We start from the raw sequence: 17,416 nt of genomic DNA on the forward strand, positions 1-17,416 counted from the left end.
TTCTTTGAATTTCCATTTATTCTATCTAGCTAATTATAATATATATTCGTCTATGTGTTTACTTTTTTTTAAAATTCATAGATTTCCCCATATTTTTATTGAATAACAAAAAAAAATAGAGTGTTTCCACTCTATAAATTTACATACACAAATAACATTCTATTCTTTCCACTCAAATCTTTGATTACTTCAATTTTTGCCTCTGGAAAGTATTCGCTAGCTAGTGCACTTAAACGTTCTTTTTGATCATATCCCATTTCAAATGCCATAAACGCTTTTTCTTTCAAAACCTTGTGTGCATTTTCAAATATCATACGATAAAATTTAAGTCCATCTTCTCCACCAAACAAAGCCACATGAGGTTCATAATTAACGACACTATCTTCCATCGTTTCTCCGCTAGGAATATAGGGTGGATTACTAATAAGAATATCAACTTTAATATCACGATCAATTAGCGGAGCTAACATATCTCCTACCATCGTCGTAATAATTGCATCATTTTGTTGTGCATTCATTTTCGCAACCGTTGTAGCTTTTTCACTAATATCCGTCGCAATCATATGAATGTTTGGTTCTTCTTTCTTTACAGAAATCGCAATGGCTCCACTCCCTGTCCCTACATCAACTGCAATTACATTCGTAGCGCCTGAAAAATATTCATCATAAGACGCCAATATATTCGCAACTAATTCTTCTGTTTCTGGACGTGGAATCAACACATCTTCATTCACAGTGAAACGATATCCATAAAACCATTCAAAGCCTAAGACATGCCCTAGTGGTTCACCCTTCACAAGACGTTGGATACCATCTTCAAAAGTCTTTATATCCTCTTCACGCATTTCTTCATCATATTCCATATAAAGATTGTGTGCTTCTTTATTCGTTAGTTCTAATAAATATAGAAATGCAGACTGTTCACCACGATCTGCCTCTTCCATTTGCGCTTGCGCTTTTTTTAATACTTCACGATACGTACTCATTATTGTTGTCCTGCAATTTTAGCTTGTTGATCTGCACTAATCAAAGCATCCAACATATCTTGCATTCTACCTTCCATAATACGATCTAACTGATTGACGTTATACCCTATGCGATGATCTGTCACACGATTTTGAGGGTAGTTATACGTACGGATTTTTTCAGAACGATCTCCCGTTCCAATTTTACTACGGCGCTCTGCCCCTTGTTCTTCTTCTAATTTACGTTGTTGTTCCTCATAAATACGAGAACGAATTGTCATCAATGCTGTCGCACGGTTTTCATGTTGTGATCTACCATCTTGACATTTTACTTGAATCCCCGTTGGTTTATGTACGATTCGTACTGCAGAATCGGTCTTGTTGACATGCTGTCCACCGGCTCCACTTGCACGCATAGTTTCAATTTCTAAATCGTTCATATCGATATCAAAATCTTCAGCTTCGATTTCTGGAGATACTAAAACAGTCGCAGTGGATGTATGAATACGCCCTTGACTTTCTGTCTTAGGTACACGTTGTACACGGTGAGAACCTGATTCAAACTTAAACTTCCCATATACATCATTTCCTTTCACCATAAAAGAAATTAGAGAAAAACCTCCAGCCTCACAGACTTCACTGTCAATCATCTCAACCTTCCATCCCTGGCTCTCTGCATATCTACTATACATACGGAACAAATCACCTGCGAAGATATTTCCTTCATCTCCACCAGCTGCCCCACGTATTTCCATAATCGCATTATGAGAATCGTTAGGATCTTTTGGAATCAAAAGAATCTCTAATTTTTCCAAATATTCTTCAATCTTTGGTTCTAATTCTTCGATTTCCATTTTTGCCATTTCTTTGATTTCTTTATCATCTTCACTTAATAAGATTTTCGCTTCTTCCAAAGCCTCTGCTCTACTCTTATATTCCTGATAAGTTTCCACAACTTGTGTTAAATCGGCTTGTTCTCTTCCAAGTTTCGCCAACTGTTTACTATCGGATACAATTTCTGGCGACATCATCATTTCATTAATTTCATGATAACGATTCACCATACCTTCTAATCTTTCTATCATAACGCTCATATAAATACCTCCAGTTACGCTCGTTTTACTATTTATATTATGCACACAAAAATGGCATAAATATCCTCATATACTATACCATTGAATGCTTGAATTGAAAAGAAAAAAGAAGCACAAGGCTTCTATTTAGTGGAACAAATAAGAATATTTGTCCATTTGATACAAAACAATATTTTTCACTCTCTCTTTTATAGCTACATCATAGATTTTATCATTGTCAATAATTTCAATCACATCCTTCTTAGTGAAGGAAAATGATACTTGATACCCATACATTTTTCCATTGCGTCTTGTTGATCGTCAAATTTGCTCGTGAACGTCTTTGCCTTTACCTCTTTCATAAGTTTAAATATAGAGTCTTTCAATGGATAATCTAAAGTCGTATCAGATAGCAATGTGGCACCATTATCAAATATTGGACATAAATGGAAGATGCCCATTTCATCTAATAGAACTGCTATATTATGTGTGTGTCGATCCTCATTTAAGAATACTGTATCAATTGTTATGAGTTTATTTAAATAGACTCCAAAATTTTTTAAACCCGTAATTCTCTTTGTTTGTTCAACTATAAATTTAATTCGCTCTTCGCTGCTTTGTATACCATATATACTCTTATATAAACTTTGTCCAAAATAATTTTCAAATAATCTTTCTTAGAGTGATAATTTGCCATCCCTCTGGCAAAAAGTTTAAATTCTTACATCCTAAAAATAATTGTTTTTTATATCTGATTTCTTCTGGTTCATAAGATACATACTCATTCTCTTCTAAAGAAGAATATTTTAAAAGTTCTGAAACAACATATTCACTAAATCCTTCATAACCAGTATAATCTGCCTTATACCATAAATCACGATTACGCCATTTGGATTAATTTCCTTTAGAAGACTGTCGATCAAGTGTTCTAATATCTTGTTCAAAAAGCTCTACCATGTATTTACATCCTTTCTATCTTAATCCAAAAATCATCTTCTGCCATTCTACCCTCTGTCTTCTCAATTATTAAATATGGATCATAAAATGGCAAATCTAAATCTTTTAATATTGCTTTCATATGATTTCTTTCAGACGGAAAACACCGTGATTTTAAAAACTCAAGATAATCCTCATAATTCGGATTATGATTATTACCAAACGCTGAATAAATAAAGCTTGGATTATAATTCACTACTTTAACTTTATGATTTCGTTCATCGATATCAATGATTGTACAAATATCCTCATGATGCATAAAAAACAAACGAAGTGGATATTCCATATCGGGTATACGAACCTTTTCTATTATTTGAGGATATAATTGTAATGTTTTTATCATGACAACTATAACTCCCTTTATCGGTTCCTTCTTGGTTTCCCATTTTTCAACAGTTCTTACATCCACATTTAAAAGAGACGCAAATTCCTTCTGTGTCATATGAAGTTGCATTCTAATTCTTTTTATCTCTATCCCTTTTAAATGCTCAGGAAAAATATAATTTTTTTTCTTCATTTATATCACCAATCACATTATACCGTAAATTATTCGGTAATACAATGATATTTTACCGTATATTTTACGGTTTAAGCCTGTTAAAGATACCTCTATATGATATGTAAAAAATTATTCATTTACTTTTTCAGCCTTTTCAAATTCCGTAGGTTTCCGAAATTTATATACATCATAGACATATATAATATAAGCAAATATAACAACCAAAGGAAAAGCTTTCAACAATAAGAAAACTCTATTATCATGGAGAAGAATGCAACCAAAAACAAGAAACACATAAGCACACATATACATCCATGTCATCCACATAAGAATCATATGGAGAGAATCTTTTACTGGATGTTCTTCTTCGAACGTTACCTTTCTTGCCTTTCTTAGATGTTTATCACTCTGACATTCTTTCATACAAAAGAAATCTGTATCTAATGTTTCCTTTTCTAAAATATCTAGAACTCTTTCACGTAATTCCTCTTGTGTAAGCTTTTGATATTTTCTCAACATATTCTTATATAGTGGCATAAATTTACTATAATCAGGAAGCCTACGATAATATACACAAACATCCTTCAAATCTTTTACACTCATTAAATCGCTTAAAAAAGATACGTATATTTGTTCCTTAACTATATGTATTTTATAATACAACATTGGTACATAGTGTTTCTTTATAGATTCATATTGCATTAGAAACAATACATCTTCCATCATAGCTTGTGTATGATGTGGTTTCTTTTTCAAATAAGATAAACAAACATATTGATAGATACATTTCATCCAAAGTACCTTCCACATACATATACGTGTCAATAAAGAAGGTTTTAATGTTGCCATTTTCTTTTTATACTCTTTTGAGTTCCAGTGAACTCTTAATTCTGGTAACCATAAAATCAATAATATTGTGAAACATAGCACCCCAAGAAACATCAACAAAACTATCATATCAAAAAAATTCCCACGTAAATCTAGCCACGATAACACACCCCCATAAACAGCAAGTACAATTGCTATCGATAACATAACTTTCTTCATTGGTTTCTTCATAATTCCCTCTTATTTTATCATCCTTGAAATGTACTTTTTCATTGATATAATTCTATTATATCATGAAGGATTATATCAACTTGTTTTTTTGAACATCATCTATAGAAAAAACCTGCAATACATGCAGATTTTTTCCATAAATGAAGATGAACATTTATAACTTATCGTACAGAGAAATAGATTCCAAATACAAGAGAGATAAACATAATTAGAACAACGATACTTACTACTAAGACAACCAATTGTCCTTCTTTCTTTATTTCTTTTAGTGCCTTTTTCAATGAAAATTGATTCCATTGAAAATATTTTACTAAGGAGAGAATCATGAGAATTGCAGAGATAAAGTTCATCAATATAAATTGTGCAATGATCATTACGATAATATTTATACGTGCACTTTCTATATGTTCTAACTTATGAATATCTTTGATGAACCATTTTAGTACATACCAAATATATAAGTTCGCACCACAGATGATAAATCCTGTGATTACGATTGGATTGCTCGTTAACAACAACTCCATAGAAGTGTTCCCAACATTTGCTAAGCTTCCTACATAGACAAGGAATAAAACAATCATAATGATACATGCATTCTTTGCATAATTCAAATATTTAAAGTTATTCGTTGTCTTTGATTTATTTTTCTGTTTTACAATCTCTCTTTTTTTCATGATAACCTCCATTTTGAAATGTGGCATTCCTTCTGTTTGTTTAATCTAAATGTAATAAATCTTTTACAGCTGTTGTAATGTTACCAACACGTACTCCATAAATTACTTGAATGGAGTTTTTACCTCTTACAACACCCATTGCTTCTAAATAATTTTTCCAATTGTCATCTGATGCAACAAGGCTGTCATCTTTTAGAGTAACACGCAATCTACTTGCACAACAAGTTACTGTTTCAATATTATCTTTTCCACCAAGGGCTTCAATAATACGAGCTTCAAAAGAATCTCCTGTTTCACTATTTTTTAATTCGTTATACTCTTTCTTGCTCATCAATTTGATGTCATCATTGTCATCTCCACGACCTGGGGTTTTTAAATTGAATTTTAAGATACATACTTTAAATGCAAAGTAATATACAATAAATGTTACTGGCAACAACCATAATGCATGTAGTGCATGCACTTTCTGTGGTTGAAACAAGTTTGGAATCATGAAGAATAATGCTGTACCATTGATAGAAATATTTGTAAGTTCTGCAACCACATAACATAATCCACATAATGGTGCATACACCAACCAATACAATGCTGGCGCAACGAATAAGAATGTATACTCAATTGGTTCTGATATACCAACCATTGCTAATGTAAATACAGATGGTATCAATAGTGCTGCAACTTTTTTACGGTTTTCTTTTTTCGCACAACGATAAATCGCAAAAGAAGCACCTGGAAGTCCAGCTAATTGGAATAATAAACGTCCATTTGTAAAGTTTCTAACAAGGTATCCTGTAGCATCTGCACTTGCAGCTTGTCCATTCATAATGTTTTTAACACCTTCATACATAACACCATCGATCATCATCGTTCCACCAACTTTAGTATATTCAATTGGGAATGCGATCAAATGGTGAATACCAAATGGCAATAACATCTTATCTAATGTACCAAACACGAAGGTTCCAAAGAGTCCACTAGAGCGAATAAATGTAGTAATGTTCTGTAATCCACCAGCAATAAATGGCCAAATATAATAGAAGCCGATTGCTACTGGAATTGAAATCAATGTAACCATGATGATGACCATCTTTGTCCCTGCAAAGAATGCGAACATCGCTGGAAGTTTTGTATCTACAAACTTATTGTGAATAGCTGCAGTTAATAACCCTGTCACAATACCTGAGAAGATCCCCATGTTGTAAGAATAAATCCCTAATGAAGAACTCCATAATGCGTTAAAGTTTAATGCAGCTTGTTCTGTATAACCACTCTTTACAAGTGCTTCTACCGTTGTGGTTTCTGCGTTCCACCCATCTAATGCTGCCCAACCTTCGATACCCCTAATGAAGCAGAAGAACATGATGAGTCCAGCGAATGCTGCCCATCCCTTTTCCTTCTTGGCTAGTGTGAAGGCAATTGCTACCGCAAACCATAATTGCAAGTTGTTCATGAACATGAATCCCAAGTTCGTGATCATGGTGAATAGGTTGTACAAGATATTTCCTTCAGGTAAAATATAGTTCGTAAATGCACTACCAATACCTACAAAGAAACCAACCAAAACTAACAAAATAATTGGTACCATCATTGCCCCGGCAAATGTTTGAAGCTTTGCCTGAATGTGTTTCATAACGTATCCTCCTTTTTGTTTACGCTTTCATTTTAGCATCAAAGAAAGGCAAAGCTAGGTAGGAATGAATGAGTACATTACTGTATCAATGTGGTAAAATTTAATCAATTTATTTTAATGCTAGTTCACACAATGCTTCATAATAAATTTCACATGCCTTTAATAAAGAATCGATTGGCATGCATTCATTTGGCATATGCGGTTTTGGATCTTCATCTGGGAAAGTAGCTCCAAATGCGATTCCACGATCCAACACCCTTGCATAAGAAGCTCCACCTTTGGTAAGTACCTCAGGTTCTTCATGCATCACACGCTCGTAAGCATTTTTCAATCCCTTAATAAGAGGACTATCTTCTTCCACAAACAATAAACGTTTATGTTTTATACACTCTAGAGTTGCTCCATATGTAGAGGCTATCTCTTGTAGACGTTCCCAAATCTTTTCATAACTCGTAGATTTTACATAACGAACATCCACACATAATTCGAATAAAGAATCATCACATGTCAAAGACATAGGACAAATAGACGTTGTCCCCATTTCTGTATCCTCACTATATAACCCGCTTTTCTCTCCATAAAAATCATCCAAGAATACATCATGTATCATATCCATACATGATTGTGCACCACTGTTCATCTGTTGTGTCTTATAGTCATGGACAAATGCAAAAATTGCATTTTCTCCTCGCTGAGGATTTCTTGAAAGAGCACGTTTACCCTTATAAGTTTTTGTGTCTCCTTGATAGTTTACTTGTAGTTCATCACACACATAGTTGTATCTCTCTCTTGCATGAATTTCTATATCCTTGGTGATTGGAAAGGTAAATCGTATTTGTAAGATTCCTTTTTCACCATTTACAATAGGAAAATTTCCATCTGGTGAAAACCCATAAACAGGTTGTTTATGTGATTGAAAATAATGTTCCATGCACTCCCAAGTAGTTTCTTCAGCGCCACCTGCGATAATACGTATCGCATAACGTAAAGGAAGTTGCTCTTCTTTAATCAACCAAGCAGCATAAAGTACCGCAATAAGTGGTCCCTTATCATCGTTCACTCCTCTTCCATAAAGAATGCCATCTTTTTCTACCATTTGAAAAGGATGAGTATCCCATAAAGCTTCATCTCCAGCCTCTACGACATCCAAATGTCCAAGGACTCCAATATATTCTTCTTGTTCGCCAATGCTTGCACTCATCGCATATCCTTGATCATCTTCTACACAAAATCCTTTATCTTCTGCAATTTCCTTAAATACATCAAAACATGTTCTAATATTTTTTCCAAATGGTGCATTATCAGTTTTGCTATTTTCGTCTGGCAATGATGCTATCGCAACTAATTTTTCTATATCTTGCAACATTTGTTCTTTTACTTTAAAAAGTTTTTCTTTATTCATAATAACCTCCTATAAGTTGATTCCTATGGTATGTACTCTTGACAAGATTCTACTTCCCTCGTATAGTTTCTTTAGAAAGAAGAGGATGCCAATGTTAAATAAACGAGTGATAAAAATTGTAGATGCTCTTTTAAAACAAGATTCTTATATAACAATCGATAAGATAAGTGAAGTGCTTCAAGTATCAAATAAAACGATACGTAATGACCTACAACTTGTTGGTGAATGGTTGGAAGAAAATCAACTTTCACTGATTAAGAAAACCGGAGTAGGTATCCTTATCGAAGGTTCTAAAAGCGCAAAGCTACATGTGATGGAAAAAATCAATGAGAAGAATAATACCATGGTGGACTATTCTCCACAATCTCGAAAGATTTTCATTGGTATGCAACTTTGTTCCTATGATAACTGTCGAATATATGAATTAAGTCAACAGCTATTTGTATCTCGAGCAACCATCCATAAAGATATTTTATCTTTGGATGATTTATTAACGACGTACACATTACAACTCCACCGTAAGAACAACAACGGGCTTATACTGGAAGGAAAGGAACGCCATATTCGTAGTTTCTTATTAGAATTGATGTTAAGAGATAATGGGTATCAACTATTTCTAGACATTATCCGAAATGAGCATCATGCATGTGATGGAACTTTGGTATTTCCAGGACTTGAAGTAAGTGATGATGAAATCCATGATTTCATGCGTTGTGTACTCTCTTCAAATAATCGCTACATTGAATCGCTTACCTTTCAATCCCTCATTCCTGCTCTTCTTCGTATGTTTGTTACGTATCTTCGTATCCAAGACAAACATTATGTACATCTTTCCGATGACTTCTTAACGGAACTAAAAGGCGAACCTTTTTACGAAGAAACAAGAGCACTTTGTGATCGCTTAGGTAATCATTACAATATCAAATTTCCAGAAATGGAAATCCGTTATTTACAAGTATATTTTCTAGCACTACAAAGCAGTGATAACTTTAACATCAAAGAAAAAGAAGAAGCAAAGCAATTAACCGATCGCTTATTACACACATGGAGTGAAACCCTACAACTTCCATTTAACAAAGATGACAAGCTTCGTACTGCTATCTATACCCATATGTGTCCAGCAATCATGCGCTTTCGCCATGGTATTCCTAATGAAAATCCATTATTACCAGAAATACTTAACCTTTATGCAAATACCTTTGAAATTACAAAGAAAAGCATGCATTTCATGGAAGAACATTTCCACTGTACCATTAGCAAAGATGAAATTGCCTATTTAGCACTTCACCTTGCGGGTTCTATCGAACGAATGAAAAAGCCTTTGAACACAATACTTGTTGCCCATAGTGGAAATGGTGCAGGAAATCTACTTCAAGAAAAGATTAGCGCACAAATACCCGAAGTTCACATTGTATCCCAAGAATCCTTTTTCTCCATTTATGAGAAAAAACTAGATGATATCGATTTAATTATTACCACAATTGAATTGAACCTAAAAGCAAACATTGTTTGTATTCAAGTAAATTCCTTATTGCGTGATTATGATATCCATCATCTACAAGATGCGATTAAAGAACTCTATAAGTTGAAAAATGATCCCTTAAATTCTAAAGCGGCATTGCACACCTAGTTGCAATGCCCTTTTTTTATACAGTGTATGTTACGACTACGTCTTCTCCACCAGTTACTTTTGTAACACTTTCTTTTTCAAATTCTTTATAGGAATCCTTATTTGTAAAGATAACAATGACAGTTAAGTCATATCCTTTTTCTAATAAATATGCACGATCCATAGCTAATAAAGGTTGTCCTTCTTTTACCATATCACCTTGGCTACACATACAAGAGAAACCTTTTCCATTCTCATTCACAGTATCAATACCCACATGGATTAAGATTTCCATACCATTTTCCAATTCTAAACCAATCGCATGATTACTTGGAAATAACATTGTTACTTTCGCATCCGCACATGCGTAAATTGTATCACTCGTTGATTCTATCGCGAATCCATCCCCCATCATTTTCTGTGAGAATACAGGATCCTTTACATCTTCAATGGATATCAATGTACCATCCACAACCGCTAAAAGTTCATTTCTTGATGCTACTTTCTTCTTAAATCCGAACATTTTCATTACCTCCTAAATTGATATCTTTATCTTATACAATTATAATGGTTATTACAATGCTTTCATAAGAAAAAGCGTTACCTTTTAATTGTGGTAATTGGTTACGCGAATGTTGATTATTTACCTTATTGATATGGATAATGTTACATCGAGGGATATCTTGCGAAAGCCCCTTATAAAAGCGTACAATAAGGGTGCGAGATAGAGGAGGACTAACGTATGAAACACATAAAAATTGCCGCTGGTTTAGCACATGTAAATTATGGAAGAATTGCAGATTTAGTAAAAGAGGTAAGTGACGCAGGAGTTGATTATATTCACTCAGATGCAGCTGATATGCATGACCTTCAAAATATGAAGCTTATGGGAGGTCACCAAATCATTGCTGGTATCCGTCCAGAAACAGATAAAGATATTGAATGTCATATTTATACAGTAAGTATGGATCGTATGTTCATCGAACAAATTGCAGAAGCAGGAGCGAATATGTTAATTATCCCTGCAGAACATTTCATCGGTGCACAACTTGCTTATATTATCAACTGGTGCCGTGAACACAACTTAAAAGTTGGATTAACTTTAGGATGCTACACACCACTTTGCTTTGTAGAAGAAAGTATTTATGATATCGATCGTTTACATATCGTAACACACGGTGTTGATGAAACCGATGGAAAAGACAACTGGGGTTGGAGAAAAAGTGCAATTGATTTAGTACAAAGAGCACGTAAAATGATTGATGAGAAAAATCCAAGATGTGAACTTGCTGTAGATGGTGGTTTACGTAGTGATAACATGGATAAATTAATCGAATGTAATCCAGATGTAATCGTATTATCTTCTGCCATTTTTAAACATCCTGAGAGCGCAGCAGCAGGTGTGAAAGAATGTAGAGTTGCAATCGATGCAGCAGCAGAAAAATTTGGACTATAATCCTATAAAGGACTCTCCCATCGAGAGTTCTTTTACAAAAGACAAGATCCGTGCCTTTGTCATAGATTATGCATGGATCACATTTGCCGCTGCTATAACGGCGCTTGCCGTTAATTTCTTTTTCACATCAACAGGACTTGCACCAGGAGGAATTACAGGATTATCCTTAGTATGCTCTACGATCATTGGAATTCCTGTTTCCACAATGTCACTTTGTATATCCATTCCATTGCTTGTTCTAAGCACAATTGTTCTTGGAAAAAGCTTTGGTATTAAAACATTATATATCACTCTAGTAACACCACTCTTCATGCAACTCATTCCTAATATCCATACCACTGCATTCTTAAAGGATATTCATCCTATACTAGAACTTATCGTTGCTGGGATATTAGGAGGAGTACTTGTAGGTAGTGCCATTGGTATTGCCTTGAATCATGCATGTGCAACAGGAGGAACAGATGTAATTGCCTTACTAGTACAACATGTATTCAAGTTTCTAAAGATTAGTGTTATCCTATTTGTATTAGATGGTTCTGTGGTCATTGCCTCAGGAGTTATTACAAACAGTGTATTTATATCCTTATTTAGCTTCTTATCTTTATTGATTATTATTCAAACAATATCATATATCACTAAGAACAAGAAAAGTGCCTAAACGAATAGGGTAAAGAAAACGAGTTAAGAGCTCGTTTTTTTATCCTACTAGAACTTTGAATAGATTCTATCCGTCTTAGGATTGAATCTTTTTATATGAAGCTTCCTGGCACCTCGCCATATATAAATACAGGTTCTCAAATGAGAATCTTTTTTTTGCGCCATAGGGTGCAGATTCAGCCATTTTTTATAAGTCGTAGGATTGATTTTTTGTTTTCTTGATGTCATATACTTGATGAACATTACTTTGAATGTGATTTGACAACCCTCTACTTTTACTATGAAGTATTCTCTTCTAAATTCATATTCCACATCTTCTTCCTCTTGGTGCGAGTTGTAAAAAGCCACGTATTATCATTTTTTACTGAGCTTACTGACATGGCAAGCACCTCCTTCGTTGTGTTGTATTTAAAACTCTGAAAGGATGTGTTTACAAGTAGTGGAGTGCAAATAAATACAATTAATTTCTAGAAGAATAAATTCTCATATGATAAGCAGATTTTGCTTTAACCCATAGAAAATAACATCTTAAAATGGTATACTATATATAGTAAGGAGTTGATATTATGGGCCAAAAAGCAGAAGAAATAATTCGCAAAGTCAATGGTACCATGGCAATGGAAGGTATGCCATTAACAGAGGATGACAAAGCCATGTTAAGAAGATGCATTGATGGTATCAGCACCCCTGAGCAAGAGATTGCGATGATTATCAATCAGTACAGCGAGAATAAGTAATGGACATTAAATTCAAATATGATTATGAAAAAACTCCTAATTATTGCTATTCAGATAGTGAAGCGCTAATCAATAAAATGGGTATACATGATGTAAACAAGCTACATGAAGTTGAGAAGAAGACTGTAGCAATACGTCAATATCAATTAATTGAAAATCCCGTAAAAGGTAATTTCGATTTAAAACATTTACAAGATATCCATAAATTTTTATTTCATGATATCTATTATTGGGCTGGCGATATAAGAACGGTTGCAATTGCTAAAACGGATATGTTTTGTTTACCGCAGTTTATAGAATCATATGCAAAGGACATCTTTACAAAACTTCAAAATGAGAATTATTATCTCAGAAACGACACTCAAACGAAAATTAAGAAATTAGTCGAACTATTTGCTGATATAAATGCAATGCATCCTTTTCGTGAGGGAAATGGAAGAACGCAGCGAGAGTTTATTGAATGCCTTGCTAAAGTAATAGGCATTGATTTGGATTTATCACCAATAAGCCAAGATGATATGATTGTTGCAAGTCATGAGGCAAACAATGGAAAAATAAGTTTAATGCATGAATTTTTTTTGAATAACCATAAAATTTTATCACTAGATCAACAAATCACATTCATTAATGAAATAGTTTTAGAAAAAACAATGGTAGAAAAACTACTACATTATCTTCAATGATTTAGAAATGCAGTATTAATATGTATTTCAAATCAACATTATTCGGAGGACTAATTTCATAATTTTAACTGAACCTATACAATTAGAAGTATTAAATGATAATTCTGCTATTTTATCAATAATCATTCCATCTTAGGTTTCTATAATAGGTCTCGTTGTTACATACAGATTGACAAAAAAGCAAGTAAGCGATGAGATAACAAAGAGCAAAAGACATCTCATGATTGAACGTGGTAATCAAGTTTTTGAAAAAATAATAATTTTAAAGTTAAATGCTAATTCAAATAAAAAACTTTAAAACTGCTAATGATGTACATTTTGAGTGCAAACACTAAAAATCGTCACTTTGGTAGCGAAAATAATAGAAATTATGGAAAATGTGTAATCAACTCACAACACTAGATTATCCCACGGTTGCAGAGTGTGTTGCGCATAGCCTTTAAAAAAAGATGAATCGATTGTCGACCTTGCGTCTCCTGCCACCCCTACCATATATAAACACAGGTTCTCAAATGAGAATCTTTTTTTGCGCCATAGGGTGCAGATTCAGCCATTTTTTATAAGTCGTAGGATTGATTTTTTGTTTTCTTGATGTCATATACTTGATGAACATTTCTTTGAATGTAATTTGACAACCCTCTACTTTTGCTTTGAAGTATTCCCTTCTAAATTTATATTCCGTTTCTTCTGCCTCTTGGAGCGATTTGTAACCTCTTCTTGTTTTATGAATCCTATCACCAGTCTTAGGGTCGACTAAATGAGTTGTGAAAAGCCACGTGTCATCATTTTTTACTGGACTTACTGGAATGGTACCTCTTTTGTTGTGTTGTATATAAAGCTCTGAAAGGATGTGAATACACGTAATGATGTAAAAAAACCATTATACATGATGACTTTCATGCGCATTAAAGGATCATCCCATTGCGTCTTTCTTTACCCCAAATATCTTTTCCTACTTCAAATGACAATGTAATTCTTTATTAAAATATAAAAAGAGCATTCTACCTTGGGAATAGATATGCTCTTACACAAATGGATTTGAACGATTAAGTATCTAGTTTACTCAATGTTCGAAAAGGAGTTTACTATGAATCCATTCAATGCCATTTAATACCATCTTTGTATACATTCTTTAAACTATGAATATTTTTCATGTCTGTAAGCGGATTGTTTTCAAAGATGAGGAAGGATGCTACTTTTCCTACTTCCAAAGATCCGTGTGTCTGTGTAATGTCCATTAGATCTGCTGCATAATAGGTTGCCATACGTAATACATCTAAGGCGTCGATTCCATTTTCATACAATAATACAAGTTCTTCTAACACCGTGTCAAAACCGTTGAATGGAGTTCCGCTATCAGAACCCATTGCCATTTTTACACCCGTTTTATATGCATATAATACATTTTTTTTATGTACTTCCATAACGTCTTTAGATTTCAAAAAACTTTTTGATGTAGGATCTTTTTTCAATCCTCGCATGGTCGCAAAATAGGGAGCAGATAAGGTAGGGACAAGATAGATTCCTTTTTCTTTTGCTATCTTTGCCAACTCTTCATCCATCAATAAACCATGTTCGATAGAATCTACATTATGTTTTAAACATAATGCAATGCCTGTGCGTCCATGTGTATGTACAGCAACTTTTCTGCCTCTACGGTGGGCTTCATCTACGGCGATACCAATTTCATCCTCAGAGAGCTCCAATGGAGCTAATTCATTCCCTTTTGTATTAATCCCACCAGTTACCATAAGTTTGATAAGATCAACACCCTTTTTCACATTGGTACGAACTGCTTTTCTAACCGTTTCAACACCATCACTTTCCAAAGACATTTGCCAACCATGACCACCAGTGGCACATATCGCTTGTCCACTGATTTTCATATCTGGACCAGATAGTTTCTTTTCTGCTAATAAACGCTTTGCAGTGAATGTTACTTCTTCTGGTGCTCCTACATCACGAATATATACAATGCCTTGAGCTAATAATGTTTTTAGATTGGTATCTACTATATTCAGCATTTCTAATGGTGTGCTATGAAAACCAAAATTATAAGGATCCGCACATACATGCACATGACAATCGATCAATCCAGGTGTTACCAAATGATGCTTTACATCTATGACTTCTATATTTTGAAACTCTTTACCAACACGATTTCCTACTTCTAGAATTTTTCCATCTTCAACAATGAAATAAAAATCCTTTATAATTTCTAATCCATTGAACATGTTATCTCCAACTACAGCATATATCATAATCTACCTCCTAGTTTATGCCTAAATATTTCTTTAAATCTGAGGCAATACTGATTACCTGTGGTCCAAATATAATCTGATATTTTGTATCGAACTTCACAACACCCATTGCCCCAAGTGATTCCATCCAAACTTCATCTGGTGAAACTTTCGTACTATCTACTACACTCACTCTCAAACGAGTCGCACAGTTTTCCACAAGTACAATGTTTTCTTTTCCACCTAAGTTTTCTGTAATCTCCATACTTCTAATATCAATATCTTTATTTTCTAAGGTATCTTTTTTTAGATCTTTTTTCCCTACAAGTTTGAATCCTTCTTTTTCTTTTCTTCCTGGAGTCTTAATATCAAACTTCAAGATTGCCCAACGGAAGATAAAGAAGTACATTGCGAAGAAAAGTGGAATTAAAACAAGTAAAGACATAGCATGAACCTTATCTGGTTGTAATAGATTCGGTATCATAAATACAGTAGCAAATCCTTGTATAGATACTTTTGTAAGTTCTGTTAGGACAAATGCTAACCCTGAAAGTGGAACATGTACAAGGAAGTAAAGCAATGGACTTGCAAATAAAATTGTAAATTCTACTGGTTCTGTAATACCCACTAGAAATGCAGTTGCGACTACAGGAATCAAGATAGCTGCCGCTTTCTTTCGATTTTCTTTTCGTGCACAAACGTACATCGCAAGGGCAGCACCAGGCAAAGAACCAAAATTAGATAAGATTCTTCCAGATGTAAAATCTCGAATCAAATAACCAGTCGCATCAACGGAAGAAGTAAGCGCCATATTGATAGAGTTAATACCTTCATACAAGGTTCCATCCACCATCATACTTCCACCTAAATCAGTATATCGTAATGGTAAGGTAATCAAGTGATGTAGTCCCGTAGGCAACAAGGCACGATCGGATGCTCCATATAAGAATGTTCCAAACAGTCCCGATGTTGAAATCAAAGTAGCTAACATACGCATGATACTTGCCATGAACGGCCATACATAATAGAACATAATCCCTAAAACTATCGCAATAAGTGGCGCAATCATAATAACAGAACGTGGTCCTGCAAAATAGGATAAGAAGTTCGGTAGTTTTAATGCATACATTTTATTATGCACAATCCCTGTCACAATACCGATAACCAACGCTCCAAAGATGCTCATATCTAAGGTAAAAATACCCCCTATTTGTGTCCATAAACTTGAGAAATCTTTAGCTTCATTTACAGTATATCCCATTGTATCCACTAGATTTTTTACAGTAACACTTTCTGCTGTGAAACCATTTGCTCCTGCATATGTACTGATACATACATTGACCAACATATACATGATAAATCCAGAGAAAGCTGCCCATCCCTTTTCCTGTTTGGCTAAACCAAAGGATATACCAATGACAAACCAAAACGGTAAATTCTTCATTACCATACTTCCTATATTTGAAATCATAGAGAAAATGATTTGAAGAAAGCTTCCTTTCTCCAATAAAATATTGGAAAGTGGTGCACCGAATCCTACACAGAATCCAGCCATAACGAGTACAATAATAGGAACCATCATTGCACCAGCAAATTGTTGAAATGCTCCTTTAAGTTTTTCTTTCATAAAACTATCCTCCTGATAATCCCATTATATATAATTGTAAGCGTTTGTATTATTCAATAATTACCATTACGATAAGGTAAAACTGTACAAACAAGTTTATAGAATTCTA

General features: G+C 34.1%; 17 protein-coding genes. 5 read left to right on the forward strand and 12 right to left on the reverse strand.

The genetic code is table 11. The features are described from left to right. Window positions 1-131 precede the first annotated feature (131 nt). The 8 genes from prmC to ACWG0P_RS02000 all read right to left on the reverse strand — a co-directional run bounded on the left by prmC (window position 132) and on the right by ACWG0P_RS02000 (window position 8,298). Complete coding sequence (prmC, locus tag ACWG0P_RS01965) at window positions 132-986, reverse strand: peptide chain release factor N(5)-glutamine methyltransferase (RefSeq protein ID WP_455800244.1); 855 nt, start codon at window positions 984-986, stop codon at window positions 132-134. Beyond that, window positions 986-2,059 carry a peptide chain release factor 1 gene (gene prfA / locus ACWG0P_RS01970; protein WP_455800245.1) on the reverse strand — a complete coding sequence of 358 codons (1,074 nt, stop codon included), beginning with the start codon at window positions 2,057-2,059 and terminating at the stop codon, window positions 986-988. Before prfA ends, prmC begins: the two co-directional genes overlap by 1 nt. Before the next feature lie 785 nt (window positions 2,060-2,844). Then, window positions 2,845-2,982 carry a hypothetical protein gene (locus tag ACWG0P_RS01975; protein ID WP_455800246.1) on the reverse strand — a complete coding sequence of 46 codons (138 nt, stop codon included), beginning with the start codon at window positions 2,980-2,982 and terminating at the stop codon, window positions 2,845-2,847. A gap of 17 nt (window positions 2,983-2,999) precedes the next feature. Then, window positions 3,000-3,551 (reverse strand): helix-turn-helix domain-containing protein, encoded by a 552-nt coding sequence (locus tag ACWG0P_RS01980; protein WP_455800247.1) that lies wholly within the window; start codon window positions 3,549-3,551, stop codon window positions 3,000-3,002. 111 nt (window positions 3,552-3,662) lie between these two features. Next, complete coding sequence (locus ACWG0P_RS01985; RefSeq protein ID WP_455800248.1) at window positions 3,663-4,592, reverse strand: hypothetical protein; 930 nt, start codon at window positions 4,590-4,592, stop codon at window positions 3,663-3,665. A gap of 161 nt (window positions 4,593-4,753) precedes the next feature. Further along, a complete protein-coding gene (locus ACWG0P_RS01990; RefSeq protein ID WP_455800249.1) occupies window positions 4,754-5,266 on the reverse strand; it encodes a hypothetical protein in 513 nt (170 codons plus the stop codon). Window positions 5,267-5,306: 40 nt separating this feature from the next. Further along, window positions 5,307-6,896, reverse strand: coding sequence for a PTS transporter subunit EIIC (locus tag ACWG0P_RS01995; protein ID WP_455800250.1), 1,590 nt, complete (start codon window positions 6,894-6,896; stop codon window positions 5,307-5,309). 109 nt (window positions 6,897-7,005) lie between these two features. Further along, a complete protein-coding gene (locus ACWG0P_RS02000) occupies window positions 7,006-8,298 on the reverse strand; it encodes a Sapep family Mn(2+)-dependent dipeptidase (RefSeq protein ID WP_455800251.1) in 1,293 nt (430 codons plus the stop codon). Window positions 8,299-8,389: 91 nt separating this feature from the next. Here ACWG0P_RS02000 and ACWG0P_RS02005 point away from each other — a divergent pair, with 91 nt between their 5' ends. Beyond that, window positions 8,390-9,928 carry a BglG family transcription antiterminator gene (locus ACWG0P_RS02005; protein ID WP_455800252.1) on the forward strand — a complete coding sequence of 513 codons (1,539 nt, stop codon included), beginning with the start codon at window positions 8,390-8,392 and terminating at the stop codon, window positions 9,926-9,928. Between the two features lie 16 nt (window positions 9,929-9,944). Here ACWG0P_RS02005 and ACWG0P_RS02010 read toward each other — a convergent pair whose 3' ends face one another. Further along, entirely contained in the window at window positions 9,945-10,430 is a 486-nt protein-coding gene (locus ACWG0P_RS02010; protein WP_455800253.1) for a PTS sugar transporter subunit IIA, read from the reverse strand. A gap of 219 nt (window positions 10,431-10,649) precedes the next feature. Here ACWG0P_RS02010 and ACWG0P_RS02015 point away from each other — a divergent pair, with 219 nt between their 5' ends. The 4 genes from ACWG0P_RS02015 (at window position 10,650) to ACWG0P_RS02030 (ending at window position 13,440) form a co-directional block, all read left to right on the forward strand. Continuing rightward, the gene (locus ACWG0P_RS02015; protein ID WP_455800254.1) at window positions 10,650-11,363 is read left to right on the forward strand and encodes a ribulose-phosphate 3-epimerase; all 714 of its coding nucleotides are present in this window, start codon (window positions 10,650-10,652) and stop codon (window positions 11,361-11,363) included. Beyond that, the gene (locus ACWG0P_RS02020) at window positions 11,335-12,021 is read left to right on the forward strand and encodes a YitT family protein (RefSeq protein ID WP_455800255.1); all 687 of its coding nucleotides are present in this window, start codon (window positions 11,335-11,337) and stop codon (window positions 12,019-12,021) included. The genes ACWG0P_RS02015 and ACWG0P_RS02020 overlap by 29 nt, the downstream gene beginning before the upstream one ends. 565 nt (window positions 12,022-12,586) lie before the next feature. Continuing rightward, window positions 12,587-12,757, forward strand: a complete 171-nt coding sequence (locus ACWG0P_RS02025; RefSeq protein ID WP_455800256.1) for an antitoxin VbhA family protein — start codon at window positions 12,587-12,589, stop codon at window positions 12,755-12,757. Further along, window positions 12,757-13,440 (forward strand): Fic/DOC family protein, encoded by a 684-nt coding sequence (locus ACWG0P_RS02030; RefSeq protein ID WP_455800257.1) that lies wholly within the window; start codon window positions 12,757-12,759, stop codon window positions 13,438-13,440. Before ACWG0P_RS02025 ends, ACWG0P_RS02030 begins: the two co-directional genes overlap by 1 nt. Before the next feature lie 508 nt (window positions 13,441-13,948). On the opposite strand, the gene ACWG0P_RS02035 is transcribed toward ACWG0P_RS02030, so the two are convergent. The 3 genes from ACWG0P_RS02035 to ACWG0P_RS02045 all read right to left on the reverse strand — a co-directional run bounded on the left by ACWG0P_RS02035 (window position 13,949) and on the right by ACWG0P_RS02045 (window position 17,307). Next, the gene (locus ACWG0P_RS02035) at window positions 13,949-14,308 is read right to left on the reverse strand and encodes an Arm DNA-binding domain-containing protein (RefSeq protein ID WP_455800489.1); all 360 of its coding nucleotides are present in this window, start codon (window positions 14,306-14,308) and stop codon (window positions 13,949-13,951) included. Window positions 14,309-14,537: 229 nt separating this feature from the next. Beyond that, a complete protein-coding gene (locus tag ACWG0P_RS02040; protein WP_455800258.1) occupies window positions 14,538-15,701 on the reverse strand; it encodes an amidohydrolase family protein in 1,164 nt (387 codons plus the stop codon). A 10-nt stretch (window positions 15,702-15,711) separates the two neighbouring features. Then, window positions 15,712-17,307 carry a PTS transporter subunit EIIC gene (locus ACWG0P_RS02045; RefSeq protein ID WP_455800259.1) on the reverse strand — a complete coding sequence of 532 codons (1,596 nt, stop codon included), beginning with the start codon at window positions 17,305-17,307 and terminating at the stop codon, window positions 15,712-15,714. Window positions 17,308-17,416 lie beyond the last annotated feature (109 nt).

Source organism: Amedibacillus sp. YH-ame6 (assembly GCF_053848845.1).

Excerpts from the sequence above, each read along its gene's own strand:
- prmC (WP_455800244.1), bottom strand. The coding sequence starts at position 986 with ATGAGTACGTATCGTGAAGTATTAAAAAAAGCGCAAGCGCAAATGGAA.
- prfA (WP_455800245.1), bottom strand. The coding sequence starts at position 2,059 with ATGAGCGTTATGATAGAAAGATTAGAAGGTATGGTGAATCGTTATCAT.
- ACWG0P_RS01980 (WP_455800247.1), bottom strand. The coding sequence starts at position 3,551 with ATGAAGAAAAAAAATTATATTTTTCCTGAGCATTTAAAAGGGATAGAG.
- ACWG0P_RS01985 (WP_455800248.1), bottom strand. The coding sequence starts at position 4,592 with ATGAAGAAACCAATGAAGAAAGTTATGTTATCGATAGCAATTGTACTT.
- ACWG0P_RS01990 (WP_455800249.1), bottom strand. The coding sequence starts at position 5,266 with ATGAAAAAAAGAGAGATTGTAAAACAGAAAAATAAATCAAAGACAACG.
- ACWG0P_RS01995 (WP_455800250.1), bottom strand. The coding sequence starts at position 6,896 with ATGAAACACATTCAGGCAAAGCTTCAAACATTTGCCGGGGCAATGATG.
- ACWG0P_RS02000 (WP_455800251.1), bottom strand. The coding sequence starts at position 8,298 with ATGAATAAAGAAAAACTTTTTAAAGTAAAAGAACAAATGTTGCAAGAT.
- ACWG0P_RS02005 (WP_455800252.1), top strand. The coding sequence starts at position 8,390 with ATGTTAAATAAACGAGTGATAAAAATTGTAGATGCTCTTTTAAAACAA.
- ACWG0P_RS02010 (WP_455800253.1), bottom strand. The coding sequence starts at position 10,430 with ATGTTCGGATTTAAGAAGAAAGTAGCATCAAGAAATGAACTTTTAGCG.
- ACWG0P_RS02015 (WP_455800254.1), top strand. The coding sequence starts at position 10,650 with ATGAAACACATAAAAATTGCCGCTGGTTTAGCACATGTAAATTATGGA.
- ACWG0P_RS02020 (WP_455800255.1), top strand. The coding sequence starts at position 11,335 with ATGCAGCAGCAGAAAAATTTGGACTATAATCCTATAAAGGACTCTCCC.
- ACWG0P_RS02025 (WP_455800256.1), top strand. The coding sequence starts at position 12,587 with ATGGGCCAAAAAGCAGAAGAAATAATTCGCAAAGTCAATGGTACCATG.
- ACWG0P_RS02030 (WP_455800257.1), top strand. The coding sequence starts at position 12,757 with ATGGACATTAAATTCAAATATGATTATGAAAAAACTCCTAATTATTGC.
- ACWG0P_RS02040 (WP_455800258.1), bottom strand. The coding sequence starts at position 15,701 with ATGATATATGCTGTAGTTGGAGATAACATGTTCAATGGATTAGAAATT.
- ACWG0P_RS02045 (WP_455800259.1), bottom strand. The coding sequence starts at position 17,307 with ATGAAAGAAAAACTTAAAGGAGCATTTCAACAATTTGCTGGTGCAATG.